The organism is Lacticaseibacillus nasuensis JCM 17158, from assembly GCF_001434705.1.
GTDB lineage: Bacteria > Bacillota > Bacilli > Lactobacillales > Lactobacillaceae > Lacticaseibacillus > Lacticaseibacillus nasuensis.
On sequence record NZ_AZDJ01000026.1, the window covers coordinates 4,433 to 6,654 of the forward strand.

Annotated in this window: 2 protein-coding genes; both read left to right on the top strand. The window is 52.8% G+C overall.

Going from position 1 to position 2,222, the window contains the following annotated elements:
* Nucleotides 1-474 precede the first annotated feature (474 nt).
* A complete protein-coding gene (locus FD02_RS06065) occupies nucleotides 475-1,401 on the top strand; it encodes a hypothetical protein (protein ID WP_056951170.1) in 927 nt (308 codons plus the stop codon).
* On the top strand, nucleotides 1,331-2,080 hold the full coding sequence (locus FD02_RS06070; protein ID WP_054721707.1) for a hypothetical protein: 750 nt from the start codon (nucleotides 1,331-1,333) through the stop codon (nucleotides 2,078-2,080). The genes FD02_RS06065 and FD02_RS06070 overlap by 71 nt, the downstream gene beginning before the upstream one ends.
* Nucleotides 2,081-2,222 lie beyond the last annotated feature (142 nt).

Here is a 2,222-nt window from a genome sequence, read left to right on the forward strand (position 1 = left end):
GTGGACGAGCCCAAGGCCGTTGCCACCTGTCGCCATTGCTGGCGATGCGTTCAATTAGGATGCCCAAGCAAGCTCGGGACTTCAGCGTTGCGCTGGACCTGGCGTTGCCGCCTGCCGCGAGTTTCTCACTGTTGGCCGTGCCTTCTCCTCCTGGTATACCCCTGGTGGGGGCCGTAAGCCGTGGCTGTGGGAGGCCACTAGCCGGTGTGGGCGTTACCCGCACCGGAAGGCAACTAGTCTTTACTACCGCGGGAATGCAGTGGCCCTACGTATGACCCCACCCAACGATATCGGACTTGTCTGGCCATAATATAGCATGGTTCTTCGAGAAAATCAAACAATGTTAAACTATTTATTTAAGATAATGATTTATATCAGTGAATTCCGCATTGTACCACTAGAGCAAACCATATTTCGTTACATAATCTTCATCTGGTTGTAGAATATAGGTGCCACTAGAAGGGGGGATTCAACGTGGCCCAGCATTGGCACAAGATGATGTTTACAGCATGGATACTTGGGGGTGAAACACTGGGCATCATTTCGGAAAGCGGGACGCTGACACTTACCGATTATATTCAGGTTGGAATTGATGGTTTCGCTGATATTCGTGGTGAAACTTTAGCTTTACCACCTATCACAACGGCTGTGGAGGCCAATCTGCCGATATTGAGGAAGCGGAATAATGCCGCCACGGTAACAGGACAACGGTTGCAATTTGTCGGAGAATGGCGAGAGGTGCGAACGGTTGATAATGGTGTGGCTTACCGCCATTTTGGCCAAGCTCAACAACAAGCGAGAAAGACACTTCAACTTAGAATAATCGCTTGGCTTAAGGATTGGCTAGCGATTAGTTCACCGATTGGCACACGTGTCCGTCGAATAAGCGTGCAGTATCGAATGGGGCAATTAACGCACGCAGAAATGCTGACGAAGGTCGTGGCAATTTTGAAGAGCTCTTCAATATTTACACAAGCAGATTTGAACGTGTTTATGCAGGCCGAGCACACAGCCTGGTTAGACGTGCAAGCCGAGCTCGACCGCATCGCCCCACGCCAGTATGTCATCACCGGCGTCTCCCGCGTGAAGTGGCTGTATTATAGTAATCCACTGGCTAGATTCATGCATTTCGTGGATCCTGAGCAAATGACCGATCCGAATTATCAACACCAGTTGGTAATGGCGTTGGACAAACAACGGCGCGAACGCGAGGAGCGAGGTTTACCGATTATCGATGAGCAATATTTGAAAGTCAATAAGTACCCAACGGGATTATGGTCGGCTGAGACGGCTCAGTCGAGCATGATTCCACCCGTAAGGAGGAAAACACATGGCACAAGAGGTCTTTCACGGCGACGTCAGCGCCATCCTGAAAACAGTCGCCAGGGGCGCACAGGTTAACCCAGCGGCCCACGACGAGGTAACGCCGCTGGAGCTGCTGGTGTGGCAGTACAACGATGTCTGGGAGACGCAGGAAGAAATGGTGACGATTCCTAATCCCAATGACCTGATGTATTGCCGCGTCGCGCCATGGTTCTTGCAGTTATTGCCGAATTTTGAGGAAGGGGTATCGCTGACCGGCCGCTTCTTCACGATTCCATTCGTGCCATCAGCGGCGTTAGGAAGGGTGCAGACGGCGCTGGACCAGTTTCACCGGCAGCTGGCCAACCAGTCGCGAGATTGGTCGAAAAATTATCACGGTCAGCTGAAGCAACAATTTGAGGCGGCCACCAAGCTGGTCACGAGTCAGCAAGGCAGTTTTACGCAAATTCAACTGACGCAACTGAACCTGGTGAAGCAATCTGACAAAGAGCGGCTGGCGGCTTTTGACCGGCGGCAGGCGCAACAGCGCGAGTGGCGCGAGGCGGCGATTGGGGTGGTCGACCAGGCGACGCGCTGGGTGTGGTTCTTCGATCAGGTTACGGATGCGAATTTCGACGACAGCGGCGATGGCATTCCGGACTTAGACATGGTGCCGCACTCGGAGGCGGATTACCGCGATCAAGCGACGATGCGGGCCTTGTACGAGAAGTGGCTGAAGATTAATCGCGCGGCGGCGCAACGAAATCTGAACAAGTGAGGTTAGGACGGGCGGCGACGCCCGCTTTTTTGCGCGCAGGCGTTGATTTTCGTGGCGAGATTCAGTACACTAAAACAGTTGATTTAATGGAGGATTAGCGAAGAGGCTAAACGCGACGGACTGTAAATCCGTTCCTTCGGGT

What these genes read in the sequence shown, in the direction of transcription:
- FD02_RS06070 (WP_054721707.1), top strand. Translation starts at nt 1,331, where the DNA reads ATGGCACAAGAGGTCTTTCACGGCGACGTCAGCGCCATCCTGAAAACA.